Annotated in this window: 16 protein-coding genes and 1 riboswitch; of the genes, 7 read left to right on the plus strand and 9 right to left on the minus strand. The window is 69.3% G+C overall.

The features are described 5' to 3' along the window. The first annotated feature begins 190 nt into the window (after window positions 1-190). Together cyc1 and ACZ4N5_RS04830 are read left to right on the plus strand one after the other, a co-directional pair. Window positions 191-1,273 (plus strand): epi-isozizaene synthase, encoded by a 1,083-nt coding sequence (gene cyc1, locus ACZ4N5_RS04825; RefSeq protein WP_467755691.1) that lies wholly within the window; start codon window positions 191-193, stop codon window positions 1,271-1,273. Then, entirely contained in the window at window positions 1,270-2,640 is a 1,371-nt protein-coding gene (locus ACZ4N5_RS04830) for a bifunctional albaflavenone monooxygenase/terpene synthase (RefSeq protein WP_467755692.1), read from the plus strand. Before cyc1 ends, ACZ4N5_RS04830 begins: the two co-directional genes overlap by 4 nt. 93 nt (window positions 2,641-2,733) lie before the next feature. Here the strand turns inward: ACZ4N5_RS04830 and ACZ4N5_RS04835 are convergent, their stop codons facing one another. The 8 genes from ACZ4N5_RS04835 to ACZ4N5_RS04870 form a co-directional block, all read right to left on the minus strand. Next, complete coding sequence (locus tag ACZ4N5_RS04835) at window positions 2,734-3,192, minus strand: hypothetical protein (protein WP_355844672.1); 459 nt, start codon at window positions 3,190-3,192, stop codon at window positions 2,734-2,736. A 138-nt stretch (window positions 3,193-3,330) separates the two neighbouring features. Next, window positions 3,331-5,418, minus strand: coding sequence for a putative Ig domain-containing protein (locus ACZ4N5_RS04840; RefSeq protein ID WP_467755693.1), 2,088 nt, complete (start codon window positions 5,416-5,418; stop codon window positions 3,331-3,333). Window positions 5,419-5,810: 392 nt separating this feature from the next. Further along, entirely contained in the window at window positions 5,811-6,845 is a 1,035-nt protein-coding gene (locus tag ACZ4N5_RS04845; protein ID WP_467755694.1) for a ribonucleotide-diphosphate reductase subunit beta, read from the minus strand. Then, entirely contained in the window at window positions 6,845-9,226 is a 2,382-nt protein-coding gene (locus ACZ4N5_RS04850) for a ribonucleoside-diphosphate reductase subunit alpha (protein ID WP_467755695.1), read from the minus strand. The genes ACZ4N5_RS04845 and ACZ4N5_RS04850 overlap by 1 nt, the downstream gene beginning before the upstream one ends. Window positions 9,227-9,358: 132 nt before the next feature. After that, a riboswitch (cobalamin riboswitch) is annotated at window positions 9,359-9,506 on the minus strand. Between the two features lie 52 nt (window positions 9,507-9,558). Then, window positions 9,559-10,077 carry a GNAT family N-acetyltransferase gene (locus ACZ4N5_RS04855; RefSeq protein WP_467755696.1) on the minus strand — a complete coding sequence of 173 codons (519 nt, stop codon included), beginning with the start codon at window positions 10,075-10,077 and terminating at the stop codon, window positions 9,559-9,561. Window positions 10,078-10,164: 87 nt separating this feature from the next. Further along, entirely contained in the window at window positions 10,165-11,775 is a 1,611-nt protein-coding gene (gene mctP, locus ACZ4N5_RS04860; protein WP_467755697.1) for a monocarboxylate uptake permease MctP, read from the minus strand. Further along, window positions 11,772-12,041, minus strand: a complete 270-nt coding sequence (locus tag ACZ4N5_RS04865) for a DUF3311 domain-containing protein (RefSeq protein WP_467755698.1) — start codon at window positions 12,039-12,041, stop codon at window positions 11,772-11,774. The genes mctP and ACZ4N5_RS04865 overlap by 4 nt, the downstream gene beginning before the upstream one ends. 253 nt (window positions 12,042-12,294) lie before the next feature. Continuing rightward, entirely contained in the window at window positions 12,295-13,059 is a 765-nt protein-coding gene (locus ACZ4N5_RS04870; protein ID WP_327431614.1) for a GntR family transcriptional regulator, read from the minus strand. Window positions 13,060-13,509: 450 nt separating this feature from the next. Between ACZ4N5_RS04870 and ACZ4N5_RS04875 the strand changes: the two genes are divergently transcribed. From ACZ4N5_RS04875 to ACZ4N5_RS04890, 4 genes are all read left to right on the plus strand, one after another. Then, complete coding sequence (locus ACZ4N5_RS04875; RefSeq protein ID WP_467755699.1) at window positions 13,510-14,793, plus strand: extracellular solute-binding protein; 1,284 nt, start codon at window positions 13,510-13,512, stop codon at window positions 14,791-14,793. A gap of 145 nt (window positions 14,794-14,938) precedes the next feature. After that, window positions 14,939-15,925, plus strand: a complete 987-nt coding sequence (locus ACZ4N5_RS04880; RefSeq protein WP_467755700.1) for a carbohydrate ABC transporter permease — start codon at window positions 14,939-14,941, stop codon at window positions 15,923-15,925. Then, complete coding sequence (locus ACZ4N5_RS04885; RefSeq protein WP_467755701.1) at window positions 15,922-16,797, plus strand: carbohydrate ABC transporter permease; 876 nt, start codon at window positions 15,922-15,924, stop codon at window positions 16,795-16,797. Before ACZ4N5_RS04880 ends, ACZ4N5_RS04885 begins: the two co-directional genes overlap by 4 nt. 9 nt (window positions 16,798-16,806) lie before the next feature. Beyond that, complete coding sequence (locus ACZ4N5_RS04890; protein ID WP_467755702.1) at window positions 16,807-18,555, plus strand: glycoside hydrolase family 3 protein; 1,749 nt, start codon at window positions 16,807-16,809, stop codon at window positions 18,553-18,555. A 122-nt stretch (window positions 18,556-18,677) separates the two neighbouring features. Here ACZ4N5_RS04890 and nagB read toward each other — a convergent pair whose 3' ends face one another. Then, window positions 18,678-19,463, minus strand: a complete 786-nt coding sequence (gene nagB, locus ACZ4N5_RS04895) for a glucosamine-6-phosphate deaminase (protein ID WP_467755703.1) — start codon at window positions 19,461-19,463, stop codon at window positions 18,678-18,680. A gap of 630 nt (window positions 19,464-20,093) precedes the next feature. On the opposite strand from nagB, the gene ACZ4N5_RS04900 reads away from it, so the two are divergent. Next, a complete protein-coding gene (locus ACZ4N5_RS04900) occupies window positions 20,094-21,560 on the plus strand; it encodes a histidine kinase N-terminal domain-containing protein (RefSeq protein WP_467755879.1) in 1,467 nt (488 codons plus the stop codon). Window positions 21,561-21,664 lie beyond the last annotated feature (104 nt).

Raw genomic sequence — 21,664 nt, forward strand, 5'->3', positions numbered from 1 at the left:
ACTCCTTCAGTGATCCAGATTCAGTCACACAAGGGGATATTCTCGGCATGGTCAGGTAGTGAGTGGGCCAAATCCGTTCCCAGAACGGTCAGTTGTGGTGCTGAATGGGAAGTGCGGGGATACGCAACGGCGCGCGCCCGGCACAGATGGAGGGGTGTGACGTCAACAGGCGGCTGAGAGGGGTTTGTTCGTGCATGCTTTCTCACACGGCTCTTCATCGACAGCGTTCGCGGTGCCACCGGCGCTCTCTCTCCCGGTGATCGAATCCGAGTTTCCCCGTCAACTGCACCCGTATTGGCCCAAGCTCCAGGAGAACACCAGGACCTGGCTCCTCGAAAAACGGCTGATGCCCGCGGACAAGGTCGAGGAATATGCCGACGGCTTGTGCTACACGGACCTCATGGCGGGCTACTACATAGGTGCCCCGGACGAGGTCATGCAGGCGATAGCGGACTTCAGCGCGTGGTTCTTCGTCTGGGACGACCGTCACGACCGCGATGTCATCCACGGCCGGGCGGACGCCTGGCGGAGGCTCAGGTTCCGGCTGCATGCGGCCCTCGATGCCCCCAGGGATCATCTGCACCACCAGGATCCCCTGGTCGCGGGGTTCGCGGACAGCATGGTGCGGTTGTACTCGTTCCTCGGCGAGAACTGGAACAAGCGGTTCGCACTCCACTTCCACGCGGTGATCGAGGCGTACGACCGGGAGTTCAGGAACCGCACCTCCGGCACCGTCCCCACGGTCGCGGAATACCTCGAACTCCGTCGGCTCACTTTCGCTCACTGGATCTGGACCGACCTTCTGGAATCGAGTGCGGGCCGCGAACTGCCCGCCGCGGTGCGACTGCATCCCGTATTTCACCGGGCGGCACTGCTCAGTCAGGAATTCGCCGCCTGGTACAACGACCTCTGTTCGCTGCCCAAGGAAATAGCGGGCGACGAGGTCCACAATCTCGGAATCAGTCTCATTCATCATGATGGGCTGACACTCGAAGAAGCCGTCACCGAAGTGAGGCGGCGGGTCGAGGAATGCATCGAGCAATTCCTCATCGCCGAGAAGGACGTATTGCGGCTCGCCGAATTACTCGCCGACGGCGGCACGGTCCGGGGAAAAGAGACGAGCGCCGCCGTAAGGGCGTGCCTCGGCAACATGCGGAACTGGTTCAGCTCCGTGTACTGGTTCCACCACGAGTCGGGCCGGTACATGGTCGACAGCTGGGACGACCGCTCCACACCCCCGTACGTCAACAATGAAGCGGCAGGTGAGAAATGACCGTCGAGTCGGTACGACCCGAGGTGTCCGAGGCGCGGGAGCTGTCCGTCCCGCCCCTCGCCGGAGGAGGCGTGCCCGTTCTCGGGCACGGCTGGAAACTGGTCCGCGACCCGCTGGGCTTCCTCGCCCGGCTGCGCGACCACGGCGATGTCGTCCGGCTCAGGATGGGCCCCAAGACGGTGTACGCCGTCACCAGCCCCGCGCTCACCGGGGCGCTGGCGCTCAGCCCCGACTACGAGATCGGCGGCCCCCTGTGGGAGTCGCTCGAAGGGCTGCTGGGCAAGCAGGGTGTCGCCACCGCCAACGGTCCGCAGCACCGGCGCCAGCGGCGGACGATCCAGCCCGCGTTCCGGGCCGACATCATCCCCGAGTACGGCCCGATCATGGAGGAGGAGTCGCGGGCGTTCACGGCGCGCTGGGAGCGGGGCGCGGTCGTCGACTGCACCTCCGAGTCGTTCCGCGTCGCCGTCCGCGTCGCCGCCCGCTGTCTGCTGCGCGGCCGGTTCATGGACGAGCGCGCCGAGCGGCTGAGCCTCGCTCTCACCACCGTGTTCCGCGGCATGTACCGGCGCATGGTCATACCCGCGGGGGCCCTCTACAGACTGCCGCTTCCCTCGACGCGCGCATTCGACCGCGCATTGGCCGATTTGCACGCGCTGGTCGACGAGATCATCGACGAGCGACGGGCATCTGGTCAAAAGCCGGACGATTTGCTGACGGCATTGCTGGAAGCGAAGAACGACGACGGCGACCCCATAGACGAACAGGAGATCCACGACCAAGTCGTCGCGATACTGACCCCCGGCAGCGAAACCATTGCATCCACGATCATGTGGTTGCTCCAAGTGCTGACGGAACATCCGGAACAGGCGGACAAAGTGGCCGCAGAGGTCCGATCCGTCGCGGGAGACCGACCCGTCGGATTCGACGATGTCCGGAAGCTGTCGCACACGAACAATGTCGTCGTCGAGGCGATGCGTTTACGCCCCGCCGTATGGATATTGACGCGGCGTGTGGTGGCCGAAACCGAGCTGGGCGGCTATCGCATTCCGGCCGGAGCCGACATCGTCTACAGCCCGTACGCGATCCAGCGCGACCCCCGGTCGTACCAGGAGCACCTGGATTTCGATCCCGACCGCTGGCTTCCGGAACGCTCCAAGGACATCCCGAAGTACGCGATGCGCCCCTTCAGCGTGGGCAACCGCAAATGCCCGAGTGACCACTTCTCGATGGCGCTGCTCTCCCTGATCACCGCGACCGTGGCGTCCCGGTGGCGCTTCGATCAGGTGTCCGGATCCAACGACGCGACCCGCGTCGGCATCACGCTGCGGCCCCACGACCTGCGGCTGAAGGCCCGTCCCCGGTAGGGCGGCCGGGCATCCGCTCGGCCGGTGTCCGGCCCGCACGTCCACAGGCGCACGTTCAGGTCGCCCTCGGGCCCCTGAACGTGCGCCGCGGTCTCACGCCTTCGGCACGACCACGGTGACCGTCCACTCCTGAAGGCCGTCGCAGGAGACCCGGGCCGGATCGCTCGGACACAGCGGCCGGGACGATGTCAGCCGGACCGTTCCCGCCGAGACCGCCCGGTAGGCGGCGGACGCGTCGCCCGGCTGGAGGACGATCCCGCTGTTGGTGGCCTCCAGCCCGGTTCCGGCGGTCTTCACGGGCGCCCAGGGCCGGCGGGTGGTGCCGTCCAGGGAGACACGGATCGTCTCGCCGGGCGCCAGACAGTACGTGTGGCCGGTGTCTGCGGCGCCCAGCTCCCCCTTCGCCGTGGCGCAGCTCGGGTGGGACGGGGTGGGGGACGGCGACACGGTGCCGCTGCCGCCCGCGTCGCCTCCGCTCTGCGTACCGCAGCCCGCGAGGAGCAGGGTCAGAGCGGCGAGGGCGATGGTCCGGGTGTGGGTCGTTCGACGCATGGGGTGGCCTCCTTGCGGGTTGGACGTGCCACCCGTGGATCAGGATCCATTCCCGCGCGTGACAGGGCCCCGGCCGCCGAAGCGGCCGGGGCCCTGCTCCGGGTCGGGCCGCCGTGGCGGCCGGGCCCCTGCCGCGGGTCAGCTGGTCGTGAGGGCGGTGTCGTCCACGACGAAGCTGGTCTGGAGGGAGGAGTCCTCGACGCCGCTGAACTTCAGCGTGACGGTCGAACCGGCGAAGGAGGACAGGTCGAAGGTCTTCTGGGCGTACCCGGAAGCCTTGTTGAGGTTGGAGTAGGTCGCGAGCGTGGTGGAGCCCGCGGTGACGGTGAGCTTGTCGTAGGCCGAGGTGGTGGTGGTCTCGGCCGTGTCGATGTGGAGGTAGAAGGTGAGGGTGGCCTTGCAGCCGGACGGGACGGTCACCGACTGGGACAGTGTGTCGGTGTGGGTCGAGCCGTAGCCGTCGAGCCAGGCGTCGTACGAGCCGCCGTGCGTGGCCTCGCCGGTGCCATTGGTGATGACACCGCTCGTCTCGCTCCACACCGTGGCGCCCGACTCGAAGCCCTGGTTGCCGAGCAGCTGCGCCGGGGTGCAGGTGCCGCCGCCGGAGCTGACGGTCCAGGTGAACGAGGCCGAACCGGAGGCGCCCGTGCTGTCCTTCGCCGTGACGGTGACCGAGTAGGTGCCCGCGGTGCTCGCGGTGCCGGAGATCAGCCCGGTCGAGCTGCTGATCGACAGACCGGTCGGCAGCCCGGTCGCGCTGTACGTGAGGGTCGCGCCCGCGCTGTCGCTCGCCGAGATCTGGAGGCTCGCCGAGCCGCCGGTGGCCGTGGACTGGCTGCCCGGGTTGGTGACGGTCACGGTGTTGCCGGTGCTGGTGCCCGAGGTGAAGGCGGCCGTGCCGTTGGGGGTGCCCCAGCCGGTCGGGCCGTCGTAGCCGGTGGCCGCCGTGCAGAAGTACGACGGGGAGCAGGAGCCGTTGTTGCCGCTCGTGACGTCGTACAGGTTCGAGGTGTGGGAGTAGGGGTACTTCGCCGGGTAGTCGGCGGAACCCGGGGTGCCGGCCAGCGCGTACACGCCCGCGATGATGGGCGACGAGGCGCTGGTGCCGCCGTAGACCGCCCAGCCGGAGCCGCCGTAGGTGTCGTAGACCGCCACGCCGGTCGCGGGGTCGGCGACCGCGGAGACGTCGGCCTCCATGCGCTTGGTGCAGCCGGTGTCGGTCTGCCAGGTGGGCTTGGCGTCGTAGGCGGAGCAGCCGGAGCCGGTGCCCTCGGTGCTGCTGGTCTTCCAGACCGACTCGGTCCAGCCGCGGGTGCTGGAGGACGTGCTCAGCGCGGTGCCGCCGACGGCGGTCACGTACTGGGAGGTCGCCGGGTACTCGGCGCCGTAGGCGGAGTCGCCGGAGGAGACGGTGATGGCGACACCCGGGTGCTTGAAGTACGAGGTGTCCTCGCCGGTCTGCGAGGAGGACTCGGAGCCGCCCCAGCTGTTGGAGACGAACTTCGCGCCCAGCGTGACCGCTTCGTTCTCGGCGATGCCGAGGTCGGAGTCGTTCGCGGAGTTCGCCTCGACGAGGATGATGTTGCAGTTGGGGCAGACGGCGCTGACCATGTCGATGTCGAGCGCCTCCTCACCCGCCCAGCCGGTGTCGTTGGTCGGCAGTGAGGTGGTCGAACCGGTCTGGCTGACCTGCTTGAAGCAGCCGTTGGCCTTGGTGCAGGCGGACAGGCCGAACTGCGTGCGGTACGTGGCCAGGTCGGCGGCGGCGTTGGGGTCGTTGTAGGCGTCGACCACGGCGACCGTCAGACCGGAGCCGCCGGTCGAGGGCAGGTTGTAGGCGCTGTGCAGGTTGGCCGGGCTGAGACCGGACACCGCGGCGGCCGCGTCGGGGGAGACCTGGGCCGCGAGCTTCTGCGCGATGTCGGTGCGGCGCTGCGCGAAGCAGGACATCCGGCCGGGCTTCGTCGCCTCGGCGCACAGGTGCTTGGTCGCGACCTTCTGGCCGGCCCTGCCCGTCGAGTGGACCGCCTGCCGGGCGGGATCGGTGAGGGCCCCGGCGTTCTGGGTGGCCCGGGAGACGTGCGGGGTCGGCGCGGGCTGTGCGTCCGCGGGAGGGGCCGCGGCGAACCCGGCGAAGCCGAGGGCCAGGGCGGGGAGGGCGGCGGTGAGAAGTCTTCGCAGGCTCCGGGCGGGTCTGCCGGAGGGTATCGGGGGCTGGGAACGCATGGGGGTGTCGCCTCCATCGGTTCGAGGCCGGTGCCGCTCGGGCCGGGGTAGGGCCGTGCGCGACGCCATGGCCGGAAGTGGGGGTTCTCGGCGCTCTGAAGGGACGGGCCCGTGACGCGCGTAGCGTGAACCGTGGAGAGACGCGTCATGGGCATGCCAATTCAGTCGTCCTGGCGTGCCGTGGTGCGCGACATGACGGGACGGCCAGAACCTAGCCGGGGCGAACGACGTGCGAACAGCCGTGCCGGAAGAACTTTGCCGCTCCATGGACGGGGATTGGCACGGCGATTGGAGGCGCGGGGGCAGTACGTGACGAAAGCCGGGCCGCACAGGGCGGCCCGGCTCTCATCGCTGACGAATACTCAGAACACTCGGCGGAACGCTCGGACCGGTCAGAAGTCCTCGTCGAGGTCGACGGTGCCCTCCACCGCGACCTGGTACGCGGACGGCCGGCGCTCGAAGAAGTTGGTCAGCTCCTGGACACCCTGGAGCTCCATGAAGGAGAAGGGGTTCTCGGAGCCGTACACCGGCGCGAAGCCCAGCCGCTGAAGGCGCTGATCGGCGACGCACTCCAGGTACTGCCGCATCGAGTCGGTGTTCATGCCCGGCAGACCCTCACCGCACAGATCGCGGCCGAACTGCAGCTCGGCCTCGACCGCCTCGCGCAGCATGTCGGTCACCTGCTCCTGGAGCCGGTCGTCGAAGAGTTCCGGCTCCTCCTTGCGGACGGTGTCGACGACCTCGAAGGCGAAGCTCATGTGCATCGTCTCGTCGCGGAACACCCAGTTGGTGCCGGTCGCCAGGCCGTGCAGCAGACCCCGGCTGCGGAACCAGTAGACGTACGCGAAGGCCCCGTAGAAGAAGAGCCCCTCGATGCACGCCGCGAAGCAGATGAGGTTCAGCAGGAAGCGGCGCCGGTCGGCCTGGGTCTCCAGCCGGTCCAGCTTCTCCACCGAGTCCATCCACTTGAAGCAGAACTGCGCCTTCTCGCGGATGGAGGGGATGCTCTCGACGGCCGCGAAGGCCGCCGTGCGGTCGTCAGGGTCGGGCAGATAGGTGTCGAGCAGCGTCAGATAGAACTGGACGTGCACGGCCTCCTCGAAGAGCTGACGGCTCAGGTAGAGCCGCGCCTCGGGGGAGTTGATGTGCTTGTACAGCGTCAGCACCAGGTTGTTCGCCACGATCGAGTCGCCCGTCGCGAAGAACGCGACCAGCCGGCCGATCATGTGCTGCTCACCCGGCGTCAGCTTCGCGAGGTCGGCGACGTCCGAGTGGAGGTCGACCTCCTCGACGGTCCAGGTGTTCTTGATGGCGTCCCGGTAGCGCTCGTAGAAGTCCGGGTAGCGCATGGGACGCAGGGTCAGTTCGAAGCCCGGGGCGAGGAGGTTCTTCTCGGACGCGGCCTTCTCGGTGGTGGTGTCGCTCATTACTGGCAGGCCTCGCAGGACTCGGGGTTCTCCAGGGAGCAGGCGACGGCGTCGGGGTCGGCCACCTGCTGCACGGGGATGGGCTTCTCGGGCTGCGCCTGGGCCTGCGCCGCGCGGGCGATGCGCGTCGCCGGGCGGGAGCGCAGGTAGTACGTCGTCTTCAGGCCCGACGTCCAGGCGTAGGAGTACATCGAGGAGAGCTTGCCGATGGTCGGCGTCTCCAGGAACAGATTCAGGGACTGGGCCTGGTCCAGGAACGGGGTCCGGGCGGCGGCCATGTCGATCAGACCGCGCTGTGGGATCTCCCACGCCGTGCGGTACAGGTCGCGGACGTCCTGCGGGACCCAGGTGAAGCCCTGCACCGAGCCGCTGGACTCGCGCAGCGCCTCACGGGTCTGCGCGTCCCACACGCCGAGCTTCTTCAGCTCGGCCACCAGGTAGGAGTTGACCTGGAGGAACTCGCCTGAGAGCGTCTCGCGCTTGAACAGGTTCGACACCTGCGGCTCGATGCACTCGTAGACGCCCGCGATGGACGCGATGGTGGCGGTCGGGGCGATGGCGAGGAGCAGCGAGTTGCGCATGCCGACCTCGGCGATCCGCTGCCGCAGGGCGGCCCAGCGCTCCGGCCAGTTCAGCTCGACGTCGAAGTGGTCCGGGTGCAGCACGCCACGGGCGGTACGGGTCTTCTCCCAGGCCGGGAGCGGGCCGTTGCGCTCGGCGAGGTCCGCGGAGGCCTCGTAGGAGGCGAGCATGATGCGCTCGGCGATCCGGGTGGACAGGGCGCGGGCCTCGGGCGAGTCGAACGGCAGCCGCAGCTTGAAGAAGACGTCCTGGAGGCCCATCGCGCCGAGGCCCACCGGACGCCACTTGGCGTTGGAGCGGCCCGCCTGCTCGGTCGGGTAGAAGTTGATGTCCACGACGCGGTCGAGGAAGGTCACCGCGGTGCGCACGGTCTCGTCGAGCCGCTCCCAGTCGATGTCCTGACCGACCACGAACGCGCCCAGGTTGACCGAGCCCAGGTTGCAGACCGCCGTCTCCCCGTCGTCCGTGACCTCCAGGATCTCGGTGCACAGGTTCGAGGAGTGGACGGTGTGGCCGGGCTCCGCCGTCTGGTTGGCGGTGCGGTTGGCGGCGTCCTTGAAGGTCATCCAGCCGTTGCCGGTCTGCGCGAGGGTGCGCATCATGCGGCCGTACAGGTCGCGGGCCGGGATCGTCTTCTTGGCGAGACCCGCCTCCTCGGCCTTGCGGTACGCGGCGTCGAACGCGTCGCCCCACAGGTCGACCAGCTCCGGCACGTCGGAGGGCGAGAAGAGCGACCAGACGCCGTCCTCGTTCACCCGGCGCATGAACTCGTCCGGGATCCAGTGCGCGAGGTTCAGGTTGTGCGTACGCCGGGCGTCCTCACCGGTGTTGTCGCGCAGCTCCAGGAACTCCTCGATGTCCGAATGCCAGGTCTCCAGGTAGACCGCGGCCGCGCCCTTGCGCCGGCCGCCCTGGTTCACCGCGGCGACCGAGGCGTCGAGGGTCTTGAGGAACGGGACGATGCCGTTGGAGTGCCCGTTGGTGCCGCGGATCAGTGAACCGCGCGACCGGATGCGGGAGTAGGACAGGCCGATGCCGCCCGCGTGCTTCGACAGGCGTGCCACCTGGTGGTAGCGGTCGTAGATGGAGTCCAGCTCGTCCAGCGGGGAGTCGAGGAGGTAGCAGGACGACATCTGCGGGTGCCGCGTACCGGAGTTGAAGAGCGTGGGGGAGGAGGGGAGGTAGTCGAGGCGGCTCATGAGCCGGTAGAGCGCGGCGACTTCGTCCACGGAGCGGACGGTGTCGTCCTCGGCGAGGCCGGACGCCACCCGGAGCATGAAGTGCTGCGGCGTCTCGACGACCCTGCGGGTGATCGGGTGCCGGAGCAGATAGCGGCTGTGCAGCGTGCGCAGCCCGAAGTAGCCGAAGCGGTCGTCGCCTTCGGAGTCGATGAGCGCGTCGAGGCGGGCCGTGTGCAGCCGGACGAACGCGGCCGTGCGGTCGGCGATCAGACCCTCGCGGTGGCCGACGGCGACCGACTCGGAGAAGGTCGTGACGCCCTGGGAGGCGGCCTCCGCGGCGATGCTGATCGTGAGCAGGCGGGCGGCCAGCCGGGAGTAGGCGGGATCCTCGGAGATGAGACCTGCGGCCGCCTCGGTGGCCAGTTCGCGCAGCTCGGCCTCGTCGGCGCGGGCGGACCTGCCGCGCAGCGCCGCCGCGGCGACCCGGCCGGGGTCGGCGGCGGTGAGGTCGGCGGTGAGATCGGTCAGGGTCCGCAGCAGCGCGGCTCCGGGACCGTCGGTCTCCACCCGGGCCTGCTGCACGGTCACTGAAGCCGGATCGGCTGGCGCGATGGTCACGTGGGAATCTCCCTCGCTCGGCACGGGGCCCGGCGGGGAGGAAGGGGCACACGGGAGTGCTTCTGGGCAGCACGCACCGCGTCCACCGGCCCATTCCGCGAGGCCCGGACGTCGTCGGCACCCGGGCCGGACGGCCGGGGCGCGCTGTCGGCAGGTCCTCGGACTGACGCGAGTGCGGGCACGCGGAAAGCGAACACGCACAGGTACACCGTTGCGGGACAGTTCCGGATTCGCACCGGATTCCCCTGCGGCGACAGCGACCATGAGCATACATCTTGTGCCGGGCTTCTGGAGTGCCCCCACATCTTGTGTCCGGACGGTGTCGGGGAGCGCTACGGAGTGTGCTGGATCGTCAACTCGTAGGTGAGCAGCCGGATGTCGTCGAGCTCCGGAAGCGGGTTCCAGTCGCGGTCGGGGGTGCGGGTGAAGCCCACGCGCTCGTACAGGCGGTGGGCGCTGTGCATGGTGCCCTGGGTGGACAGCACGACGCGCGCGCAGCCCTCCGCGGCCCGTGCCCGCTCGACGCAGGCGCGCACGAGAGCCTCCCCGGCGCCCCGGCGCCGTGCCTCGCGCGCGACCGCGAGCATCCGGAGCTCGGCCTCCCCGGCGCGGGCGAAGTCCGCCATGGGGCTCCCGTCCGCCACGAAGGTCACACTGCCGAGCACCCGGTCCCCCTCGACGGCGACCAGCACATCGGCGACGTCCGCCCGCCCCGCGACGTCCCGCAGTCTCTCCAGGTACGCGTCGCTCTCCCCGAAGTCGAGCAGCCCGTCTCCGAGATAGGCGCGCGCCGCGATCTCACCGATGGTGGGGTACTCCTCGGGCCGCGCCCGTCTGATGACGATGTCCATGCCGGCGAGTGTGCCCGACCGGCACGGCGACAGGCCGCCGGTTTTCGTCCGGCGGCCCGTCGTGGAGAGCTGTGTCGTGAGCTGTCGCTAGTGGCTCGCGTCCGCCGTGGCCGGCGGAAGCTCCGTCTCGACCCCCGGGTCTCCCGCGTCGGCCGTGTAGTCCTCGGGCGAGGTCTCGTCGATGCCGTCCGGGGCCTTGAACGCCCTGAGGGCGAAGGTGAGGACGACGGCCACGGCCACGTTCAGGACGAACGCCGTCAGCCCGATGTAGCCGATCTCCCCGATGCCGGGAATCTCCTTCGAGCTGCCGCCGAAGTGCTTCTGGGTCGGCGAGGCCACTCCGTAGGCGGCGATCGTGCCGTAGAGCATGCCGACCGCCCAGCCGCCCAGCAGCGCCCAGCGGTGGAACCAGCGCGTGAAGAGTCCGCCGACCAGCGACGGGAAGGTCTGCAGGATCCAGATGCCGCCCAGCAACTGGAAGTTGATCGCCACGGTCTTGTCCATGGTCAGGACGAAGACCAGCGCGCCCACCTTCACCAGGAGCGAGACCAGCTTGGAGACCCTGGTCTCCTGCCGAGGGGTCGCGGCCGGGTTGATGAAGTCCTTGTAGATGTTGCGGGTGAAGAGGTTCGCGGCCGCGATGGACATGATGGCCGCCGGGACGAGCGCGCCGATGCCGATGGCGGCGAAGGCCACGCCCGCGAACCAGTCGGGGAACATGTTCTCGAAGAGCTGGGGAATGGCGAGCTGGCCGTTGGCGACCTTCACGCCGGCCGCGATCGCCATGAACCCGAGCAGGGCGAGCAGGCCCAGCATCAGCGAGTACAGCGGCAGGATCGTGGTGTTGCGGCGGATCACCTCCCGGCTGCGGCCGGACAGCGTCGCGGTGACCGAGTGCGGATACATGAACAGCGCCAGCGCCGAGCCGAGCGCGAGGGTGGCGTACGTCCACTGGCCCGCCTCGGCGGGGACGAGCCCGCCGGCGCCCGCGGCCGTGTACTTGGCGCTCGCCGCCTTGAAGATCTCGTCGAAGCCGCCCAGCTTGATCGGGATGTAGATGATGGCCACCGCGATCACGATGTAGATCAGGGTGTCCTTCACGAACGCGATCAGGGCGGGGGCTCGCAGACCCGAGGAGTAGGTGTACGCGGCCAGCACGCCGAAGGCGATGAGGAGCGGCAGGTCCTTGACGAACCAGTTGGTGCTGTCGCCGCCGCCCACGCCCATCACGTCGAGGACGGCCTGGATGCCGACCAGTTGGAGCGCGATGTACGGCATGGTGGCCAGGATGCCGGTGACGGCCACGGCGAGGGACAGGCTCTTGGAGCCGAAGCGGCCGCGCACGAAGTCCGAGGTCGTCACATAGCCGTGCCGGTGGGAGACCGACCACAGACGGGGCAGGAACGTGAAGATCAGCGGGTAGACCAGGATCGTGTACGGGACGGCGAAGAAGCCGGCCGCGCCCGCCGCGTAGACCGCCGCGGGTACGGCGACGAAGGTGTACGCCGTGTAGAGGTCGCCGCCGAGCAGGAACCAGGTCACCCAGGTACCGAAGGACCGTCCGCCCAGGCCCCATTCGTCGAGGCTGTGCTCGTCGGCGGCTCTGCGCCAGCGCGCGGCGAGGAAGCCCATGACCGTGACGGCCAGGAAGAAGAAGACGAAGACGCCGAGGGCGACGCCGTTCACACCGTTCTTCATGCTCCGGCACCTCCCTTCGCGGAGGCGGACGCGCGGGCCCGCACGTCACGCCGCCACAGCTGGTACGCGATCACTGTCAGCGCCGTGGAGAGGGGCACCCACAGGATCTGGTACCAGTAGAAGAACGGGATGCCGATGAACGCCGGGTCGGTCTTCGTGTAGGAGCCGACCCACAGCATCGCCACGAAGGGCGCGAGCAGGCAGAGGGCGATCACCACACGTACCGGTGTCACCACCGGTGGTTTCACTTCGGGCAGGTCTGACATAGGGCGACTCCGTCCCCTCATCGATCACCTGGGTAACGCGCAGGCAATCTAGGGGATGGTTCCGCTCTAGGGAACCCCTGCTCGGACGGCGGGTGTGGAGGGTTCGTGTCGGTGCGCAGGGCGCCCTCAGCAGGCGGGGAACCCCTCGGGCCGGTACGGCGCCTGACGGTCCGTCCGGGACCGCCCCGCCCGTGCGGCGCGACGCGCGGGTACGGGAGCGTGTGCCCCGTACCCGCGCGTTACGCCGTACGACTCAGTCCTGCGGGCGCTTGAGGCGGGCGACGAACTTGTACCGGTCGCCCCGGTAGACCGACCGCACCCATTCCACCGGCTCGCCCTGCCGGTCGAGCGAGTGGCGGGAGAGCATCAGCATGGGCAGGCCCACGTCGGTGCCGAGCAGCCCGGCCTCGCGCGGGGTCGCCAGCGAGGTCTCGATGGTCTCCTCGGCCTCGGCGAGGTGGACGTCGTACACCTCGGCGAGCGCGGTGTAGAGAGAGGTGTACTTGACGAGCGACCTGCGCAGGGCGGGGAAGCGCTTGGCGGAGAGATGGGTCGTCTCGATGGCCATCGGCTCGCCGCTCGCGAGGCGAAGCCGCTCGATGCGCAGCACCCGGCCGCCGGCCGAGATGTCGAGCAGGCCGGCGAGGGTCTCGTCCGCCGTGATGTAGCCGATGTCCAGCAGCTGTGAGGTGGGTTCGAGGCCCTGGGCGCGCATGTCCTCGGTGTACGAGGTCAGTTGGAGCGCCTGGGAGACCTTCGGCTTGGCGACGAAGGTGCCCTTGCCCTGGATGCGTTCGAGACGGCCCTCGACGACCAGCTCCTGAAGGGCCTGCCGCACCGTGGTGCGCGAGGTGTCGAACTCGGCGGCGAGGGTCCGCTCGGGCGGTACCGGTGTACCGGGCGGCAGTGTCTCCGTCATGTCGAGCAGGTGCTTCTTGAGGCGGTAGTACTTGGGCACGCGCGCGGTACGGATGGGCGCCCCACCCTCGTTCTCCGCACTGCTGACGTCGGTGCTCATGCTCTGCCTTCCCGGCTCCGGATGCCGAAGCGACCGACATATCGACGGCCACGGCTCACATCGTGGCACGGCTTGCTGCGCGAGTGTTCCCCGCACGCTCCGTGATCCCCTCTATATACCGTCGGCGTACCCGTTGGTCTAGTCCATCACGCGCAGACGGTGGTACGGGCGGCGGCGGGGACGGCCGTGCGGACGGCCCGGGGGCGGTTCTCTCGCAGGTCCTGAACAGGCCCGCTATTTATGCCGCTTACCTACTTAAAGGTCCTTGCATATGTAGGTCCCATAACGGACGACTGGACGGGCTTACACACCCTTGACACCCCTCTAGGTCTAGGCCAAGCTCCCCGTACTGGTCTACACCATTGGTCCAGTCCCGGCCCCACGGGCGGTACACGGAGTTATGTCACCGCGGGGAGCAGGGGGGTTTGTGGCATCCCTGAGGAGGGTGGCGTGAAGCGCAAGCTGGTAGCCGCGATCGGTATCGCGGGCATGATCTTCTCCGTCGCGGCGTGCGGGAACGACAGCAAGTCCGGGGGGTCGGACAAGGGTGCGGACGCCAAGGAGCTGACGGTCTGGCTCACGGTCGACGCGCAGAACAACTGGCCCGAGCTGGTCACGGCGGCCGACACGGCGATCAAGGCGAAGCACCCCGGCATCAAGATCAAGCACGAGTACTACGGCTGGCCGGACAAGAACACCAAGCTCGACGCGGTCCTCGCCACCGACAAGGTGCCGGACGTGGTCGAGATGGGCAACAGCGAGATGCTCGGCTACATGGTCAAGGGTGCCTTCGCTCCCCTCGACGCCTCGAAGTTCGAGAACTCGGACGGCTGGCTGGACGGCCTCAAGACCTCCGTCACCTACGACGGCAAGACCTACGGCGTGCCGTACTACGCCGGTGGCCGCGTCGGCAACTGGCGCAAGGACGTCGCCGCCTCGGCCGGCGTGAAGACCCCGCCGAAGACGTACCAGGAGCTCACCTCCGATCTGGACAAGATCCAGAAGAAGGAGGGCAGCAAGTTCAGCGCCTGGTACCAGCCCACTCGCGACTGGTACGCGGCCATGTCCTTCGTCTACGACGCGGGCGGCTCCATCGCGAAGGAGGAGGGCGGCCAGTGGAAGGCCAACCTCTCCTCGCCCGAGTCGGTCAAGGGCCTCACCGAGTTCAAGAACGTCGTCGACAAGTACATGCACGGCGACAAGACGAAGGACGAGTCCGACCGTTACATCGTCTACGGCCAGGGCAAGTCCGGCATGATCTTCGGTGCCGCCTGGGAGGGTGCGACCGCCGAGGACCCGAAGAGCGACAAGACCGGCAAGCTCAAGGGCAACCTCGAGAACTTCGTGATGCCCGGCCCGTCCGGCAAGAACCTCCCGGTCTTCCTGGGCGGCTCCGACCTCGCCGTCCCGGTGAAGTCGAAGGCGCAGGCCGTCGCCGCCGAGTGGATCAACGCGTTCACCGGCGCCAAGGGCCAGAAGGGCCTGATGGCCAAGGGCAACCTGCCCAACAACAAGACCGACCTCGCCACCCTGAAGAACGACCCGGCGACGGTCGTCCCGGCCACCGCGGCCGAGTCCAGCTGGTTCGTCCCGATGGCGCCGGGCTGGGGCCAGGTCGAGAAGGCCCAGGTCCTGCAGACCATGCTGCAGAACATCGGCACCGGCAAGAAGTCCGTCGCGGACGCCGCGAAGGAAGCGGACGCCGCGATCGACAAGGTCATCAACACCAAGTGACCTGAGCGCAGGGCCCCGTCGGTCCTCCTTCACGGAGGGGCGGGGCCCTGCCTCCCGTACGGCCCGGCCAGGGGCTCGCCCCGCAGCGCCCGGCCGTGCGGGCCTTCGCTTTCGTACGACCTGAGGGACCGCTGAGGAGCGCGCGATGAGTGCCGCAGACACGACCACCCCCGCCAAGGTGCCGCCACCGCGGCAGGCACCGCCACCGGCCGTCGCCGAGGCGCCACGCACCAAGCGGACCTCGGGCGCGGCGGCGACCCCCTGGGCCCTGCTCGCCCCGTGCCTGCTGATCCTCGCGCTGGTCCTCGGCTATCCGCTGGTGCGCCTGGTCACGCTCTCCTTCCAGAAGTTCGGGCAGTCCCAGCTCTGGGGCTTCCAGCCGGCCGAGTCGGTCGGCTTCGACAACTTCGCCAACGTGCTCTCGGACAGCGAGTTCTGGGCGGTGGTCGTCCGGACCGTCCTGTTCGCCGGCGGGGCCGTCGTCTTCACGATGGTCGTCGGCATGCTGATCGCGCTGCTCCTCCAGCGGGTCTCCGGCTGGGTGAAGACACTCATCAACATCGTGCTGGTGGCCAGTTGGGGCATGCCCATCATCGTGGCCACCACGGTCTTCAAGTGGCTCTTCGACTCCGACTACGGCGTCTTCAACGCGCTGCTCAGCAAGCTCCCCGGCGTCGACATGATCGGCCACAACTGGTTCGCGAGCGGAACGCAGGGCCTGAGCGTGATCATGCTCCTGGTCGTCTGGGGCGCGGTGCCGTTCGTCGTCATCACGCTCAGCGCGGGACTCACCCAGGTACCCGCCGAGCTGGAGGAGGCCGCACGGCTCGACGGCGCGGGCGCCTGGGGCGTCTTCCGCCATGTCACCTTGCCGATCCTCAAGCCGATCATCGTGATGCTCACGACCCTCTCCGTCATCTGGGACATGGGCGTCTTCCCGCAGGTCTTCGTCATGCGGGGCGGCCACCCCGAGGCGGAGTTCCAGCTGCTCACCACGTACTCGTACGACCGCGCCTTCGTCGTGAACGACTACGCGCAAGGGTCGGCGATCGCCGTGCTGACCGTGCTGCTGCTCCTGGGCGTGGTGGCCGTTTACATGCGTCAGATGCTGCAGATCGGAGAGGTCGAATGAGTGCCGTCGCCAGGTCCGGGCGTACGTCCGCCGCGGGGCGGAAGTCCTCCGGGCCCCGCAAGTCCAAGCTCGGCTGGAACGTCCTCGGCCTGCTCGTCTTCGTCGTCGCGGGCTTCCCCGTCTACTGGATGCTCAACACGGCCATCAAGCCGGCCAAGGACGCCATCGACCCCGATCCGAGCCTGTTCCCCACGGGGTTCACGCTCGACAACTTCCGCCGCGCGCTGGACATCGCCGACTTCTGGGGCCCGGTCGGCCGCAGCTTGATCGTGTCGCTCTCGGTGGTCGTGATCGGCATCGTGGTGGGGATGCTGGCCGCACTGGCCATCTCCCGCTTCGCCTTCCGTGGCCGCAAGGTCGTGATCGTCGGCATCCTCGCGGTCCAGATGGTCCCGCTGGTCGCCATGATCATCCCGATCTTCCTGCTGCTGAACGACCTCGGACAGTACGACAAGCTCTCCGGTCTGATCATCACGTATCTGACCTTCATCCTTCCCTTCACGGTGTGGACGCTGCGCGGATTCATCGTCAACATTCCGAAGGAGCTGGAGGAGGCGGCGATGGTCGACGGGTGCAGCCGCACGGGCGCCTTCATCCGCGTGGTCTTCCCGCTGCTGGCCCCGGGCATGGTCGCGACGTCCGTCTACGCCTTCATCCAGGCCTGGAACGAATACCTCTACGCCCTCATGCTGCTGAGCCAGCAGAATCAGACCGCCACCGTCTGGCTCGGCAACTTCACCACCAAGCACGGCACCGAGTACGCCCCGATGATGGCCGGATCCACCATGATGGCCGTGCCGATCGTCGTCCTGTTCCTCCTCGTCCAGCGCAAGATGGCCGCGGGTCTGACCGCGGGCGCCGTGAAGGGATAACGCCTCCCGATGACGACATTCGCCAGTGGTACCACTGCGTCCAATTCAAAGGATGGCCTGACGCGCGACGCCCTCACCGTGCTCCAGCCCGGTTTCACCGGGACCACGGCTCCGGACTGGCTGCTGCGCCGCCTCGGTGAAGGCCTCGCCTCCGTCGGCCTGTTCGGCCGCAACATCGCCTCGCCCGATCAACTCGCGGCCCTGACCGCCCAGTTGCGCGTCGAACGTGACGACGTCCTGGTCGCCATCGACGAAGAGGGCGGCGACGTCACCCGTCTGGAAGTGCGCACCGGGTCGTCCTTCCCGGGCAACCACGCGCTGGGCGCCGTCGACGACGTGACGCTCACCGAGGACGTCGCCTTCGAGCTCGGCCGCCGGCTGGCCGCGTGCGGAGTGAACCTCAACTGGGCGCCGTCCGCCGACGTGAACTCCAACCCGGACAACCCGGTCATCGGCGTACGGTCCTTCGGCGCCGACACCGACCTGGTGGCCCGGCACACGGCCGCCTATGTCACCGGCCTCCAGGCCGCCGGCGTCGCCGCCTGCACCAAGCACTTCCCGGGCCACGGGGACACCGCGGTGGACTCCCACCACGCCCTGCCCCGTATCGACGCGGACCTGTCGGTCCTCCAGTCCCGCGAACTCGTCCCCTTCCGGGCCGCGATCGCCGCGGGCAGCCGTGCCGTGATGAGCGCGCACATCCTCGTCCCGGCCCTGGACCCGGACCGCCCGGCCACCCTCTCCCGCCGCATCCTCACCGGTCTGCTGCGCGAGGAACTCGGCTACGACGGCCTGATCGTCACCGACGGCATGGAGATGCAGGCCATCGCGGCGACGTACGGCATCGAGCGGGGCAGCGTGCTGGCCATCGCGGCGGGCGCGGACGCCATCTGCGTCGGCGGCGGACTGGCGGACGACGACACCGTGCGCCGCCTCCGCGACGCCCTGGTCTCCGCCGTCCGCGCCGGAGAACTCCCCGAGGAACGCCTCGCGGACGCGGCGAACCGGGTGCGGGCGCTGGCCGAGTGGACGGCCGCGGCCTCCGCGACCCCGAAGGCTTCCCCAGCCGCCTCCGCCTCGGCGGTCACCCTCCGCACGAATGGCTTGAACAGCTCGAACGCTTCGAACAGCTCGGGCGGTACAGACGGTACGAGCGGTACGGGTGCGGCGAACGGTACGGGCGGTACCGCTGGTACGGGCGGTGTGAGCGGTGCGGGCGGTACGGACGGTACGGACAGCTCGGACGGTTCAAGTGGCTCGAACAGCTCGAACGATTCGAACAGCTCGGGCGGATCGGGCGGTACGGGCGAGGCCTCCGACGTAGGCCTCATCGCCGCCCGGCGCGCGCTGACCGTGACCCGCTCCGCGTCGCACACCCCGCTCACCGGGGCCCCCTACGTCGCCGCGCTCACCCCGGTCGCGAACATCGCCGTCGGTGACGAGACCCCCTGGGGCGTGGCCGCGGAACTGGCCCGGCTGCTTCCCGGCACCGAGACCGGCAGCTTCACCGGCGAGGACGCGGGCTCCGCGGCCCTCGCGGCCGCGGGCGCGCGACCCCTCGTGGCGGTCGTCCGCGACGAACACCGTCACCCCTGGATGGCGGCCGCCCTCGACACCCTGCTCGCCTCCCGCCCCGACACCGTCGTGGTCGAGATGGGTGTCCCCCAGGCGGCGCCCCGGGGTGCCCTGCACATCGCCACCCACGGGGCGGCGCGGGTGTGCGGTCAGGCGGCGGCGGAGGTCATCGCGGGGCAGTAGCGGACCGGCCCCCGGGCCACGACGCACCGGTGCCGGGCGCTCCCTCGGGAGGCCCGGCACCTGCGTGTCTGCCGCTGGGCCGGGTCCGCGCGTTCGCCTCGCGGACCCGGCCCCGGCCGCTGCTAGATGCCCTGCCAGTCCGGCTTGGCTGCGAACGTCTGCCGGAAGTAGTCCGCCAGCTTCAGCTTGGACGCGGCGGCTTCGTCGACGACCACGGTGGCGTGCGGGTGCAGCTGCAGCGCCGACGCCGGGCAGACCGCCGCGACCGGCCCCTCGACCGTCGCCGCCACGGCGTCCGCCTTGCCCTCGCCGGTCGCGAGCAGCACCAGGTGCCGCGCCTCCAGGATCGTGCCGATGCCCTGCGTGATGACGTGGTGCGGCACCTGCTCGATGTCGCCGTCGAAGAACCGCGCGTTGTCCACCCGGGTCTGCTCGGTCAGTGTCTTGATCCGGGTCCGCGAGGCGAGCGAGGAGCACGGCTCGTTGAACCCGATATGGCCGTCCGTCCCGATCCCCAGCAGTTGGAGGTCGACCCCGCCGGCCGCCGCCAGCGCCTTGTCGTACGCCTCGCACGCGGCCTGGACGTCCGCCGCGGTGCCGTCGGGACCCATGAACGCGTCCATGCCGAGGCCCAGCGGTTCCAGCACCTCGCGCCGCAGCACGGAACGGTAGGACTCGGGGTGCTCGGCCGGCAGCCCCACGTACTCGTCGAGCTGCGCGATGCGCGCACCCGAGGCGTCCACGGCACCCGAACCCACTCGGGCCGCCAGCGCCTCGTAGATGGGCAGCGGCGTCGAGCCGGTGGCCACGCCGAGCAGCGCGTCGGGCTTGCGCCGGAGCAGTTCCGCCATGGCCTCGGCGATCAGCTCGCCGCCCGCCTTGGCGTCCGGGACGATGACAACTTCCACGCTGGGCCTGCCGATCTGGAGAGGGGACTCAGGAACTCAACCGAATCCGAAGGGGGACACATGTGGTATAGACCAATCTAGCAGAGCGTCACCCTTCCGTCGCCCCGGAACGAGGCGCGTCCCGGGGCGAATCGTCGGACCCGCTCGGACCCGCTCCGACCCGCTCGGGCCCGAGCGGACGAACCCACCGGGCTCCGCTCATCCGGCAACTCCGCCCGTTCACGAACCGAAGCGGGATAGTCTGATGGGCGCTCCTGGTGTTGGATAAGCGGACAACAAAGAACATCGGCAGGACGTATGGGCTGCGGACACATGGACGCAGCGCCATGGTCTAGTCCACAATTGCTTTGAGAAACTGAACGAGCCTCCGTCTTCCCCGCACAGGAAGACGGACCGAGGAACCGGCGCTCTCTGCCCTGACTGCTCCGGCTCCTCTCTTCGGCCGACCGGGACCGCACACCCCACGGCCGTTGTTGCTCCGGGCTGCGGTGCCGGGAGGGTCGAGGGTCCCTCCCAGGCGCCGCGGCCCGCGGGTGTTTCCGGGGCCGTACGACGCCCGTGGGGCCCCGCGCGGGTGGCCGATTTCGGGACCTGTCGGATCCGCCGGGTACGCTCGCACTCGTGCCCTCCATGAACGACCTCGTACGCCAGCACACCGCTCTCGGTGACTCCGATCTCGAGTGGCTGCATCTGCTGGTCTCGGAGTGGCAGTTGCTCTCCGACCTCTCCTTCGCCGACCTCGTCCTGTGGGTTCCCACGCGCGACGGCACCCGCTATGTCTCGGTCGCCCAGATGCGCCCCAACACGGGGCCCACCTCGTACCAGGACGACATGGTCGGCCATCTGGTCCCGCGCGGCCGCCGGCCCCTGCTGGACGCGGCGCTCGACGAGGGCCGGATCGTGCGCGAGGGCGATCCCGAATGGCGCGAGGAGGTGCCGGTCAGGGTCGAGTCCATTCCCGTACGACGTGAGGGCCGGGTCCTCGGCGTCATCGCCCGCAACACCAATCTGCTCACCGTGCGCACCCCGAGCCGCCTCGAACTGACGTATCTGCAGAGCGCCTCCGACCTCGCCCAGATGATCGCGGCGGGCACCTTCCCGTTCCCCGACCAGCAGGTCGACATGGATGCCTCGCCGAGGGTCGGCGACGGACTGATCCGCCTCGACGCGGACGGCATCGTCCAGTACGCCTCACCGAACGCGCTCTCCGCGTACCACCGCCTGGGCCTGGCGGCCGACCTGGTGGGCTGCAACCTCGGCTCCACGACCGCCGAGCTCGCCCCGTCCCGGGGCCCGGTGGACGAGGCACTGTCCAAGGTCGCCAGCGGTTGGGCGCCCCGCGAGTTCGAGATCGAGAGCGCCGAGGGCGTGATCCAGCTGCGGGCGATCCCGCTCAAGCCCAAGGGCACCCGGGTGGGTTCCCTGGTCCTGCTCCGCGATGTCACCGAACTGCGCCGCCGCGAGCGTGAATTGATCACCAAGGACGCCACGATCCGGGAGATTCACCACCGGGTGAAGAACAACCTCCAGACCGTGGCGGCCCTCCTGCGGCTGCAGGCCCGCCGTATCGAGTCCGACCGCGGGCGGGAAGCCCTGGAGGAGGCCGTGCGCCGGGTCGGTTCCATCGCGATCGTGCACGAGACGCTCTCCCAGAACCTGGACGAGCGGGTCGAGTTCGACGAAATCGCCGACCGGGTCCTCGCCATGGTCGCGGAGATCTCACCGGGCAAGGTCACCGGCCGGCGCACCGGGCGTTTCGGCATCCTGGACGCCGAGGTCGCGACCCCGCTCTCGATGGTTCTCACCGAGATCCTGCAGAACGCGCTGGAGCACGGCTTCCGCGAGGGCGACCGGGGCACCGTCGAGGTCTCCGCGGTGCGCGGCGGCACATCCAAGGACGCCCGACTGCTGGTCACCGTGACGGACGACGGGGTCGGACTGCCCGAGGGCTTCGACCCGCACCGCTCGGGCAACCTCGGCCTGCAGATCGTACGGACGCTGGTGGAGGGCGAATTGGGCGGCACCTTCGACATGGTGGCCGCTCCGGAGCGTGGCACCCAGGTGCTTCTGGACATTCCGGTGATCGTGCCCAAGTGACTTCCTTCCCGGCTCAAGAACCGGGGATTCCCGTCTGCTCGCGCCGCGTGTCGGCGGCCTTCGCGTGCGTGCGGGCGACCGCGTGCAAGTGGCCGACGGGCAGG

This window comes from Streptomyces sp. NPDC026500, from assembly GCF_055567635.1.